This is a genomic window from Peribacillus acanthi, assembly GCF_003073175.1.
Lineage (GTDB): Bacteria > Bacillota > Bacilli > Bacillales > DSM-1321 > Bacillus_BN > Bacillus_BN acanthi.
In genome coordinates this window covers 1-754 of sequence record NZ_QBBX01000055.1, presented here as the reverse complement: position 1 = coordinate 754, position 754 = coordinate 1, and the positions used below count along the sequence as shown (strand labels likewise).

The window sequence follows — 754 nt, the reverse complement described above, 5'->3', positions numbered from 1 at the left end:
TGAACTGCCCCCTGTAAAGTAGACATTGAAAATAATAAAAATGATTTAAGCGGCTTTAGCTCTATATTCCATAGGGCTAAGGCCGTTTAGTCGTTTTTGATATCTATCATGATTATAAAAATGAATGTACTCCTCTACGGCAATTAAGAGGTCTTCAAACGTGTTGTACTTATGTAAATAATATTTCTCACATTTTAGTGTGCCCCAAAAAGATTCCATTGGTCCATTATCAATACATCTGCCAACACGTGACATGCTTTGTGCCATCTCAGCTTTATCTAATCTACGCTTGAACCCATGAGAGGTATACTGGTACCCACGATCACTATGAATAAGGGGCTTGTCTCCATTCAAAAGCTTAGTTGCTTGATCAAGCGTCTCAAAAACAAGATTATTATTATTTGAATGTCCTAAAACATAGCTAACAATTGATCCATCATACAGATCAAGGATAGCGCTTAAATAAGCTTTCTTTGAAGAACCATATTTAAATTCCGTGACATCAGTTGCCCACTTTTCATTCGGCCTTTCTGCCGTGAATTCACGATTCAACACATTCTCTGCCACATGTTGAGGGACAGACCTCTTATAAGACTTTCTCTTTCTTCGGATCACAGATTGAATCCCTGCAACCCTCATCAGTCTATAAATACGTTTGTAATTAAAGTTTCTTTCAAATATTCGGTTTATATTTAAAGTCATCCTGCGATAGCCGTAAATGCCATCTACTTTTATGTAAAGGGCTTTTATCTCT

Annotated in this window: 1 protein-coding gene; it reads right to left on the bottom strand. The window is 36.7% G+C overall.

The genetic code is table 11. The features are described 5' to 3' along the window. Nucleotides 1–45: 45 nt before the first annotated feature. The coding region (locus tag DBX25_RS20425; protein WP_108672585.1) for an IS3 family transposase at nt 46–754 on the bottom strand (709 nt) is incomplete at its 5' end.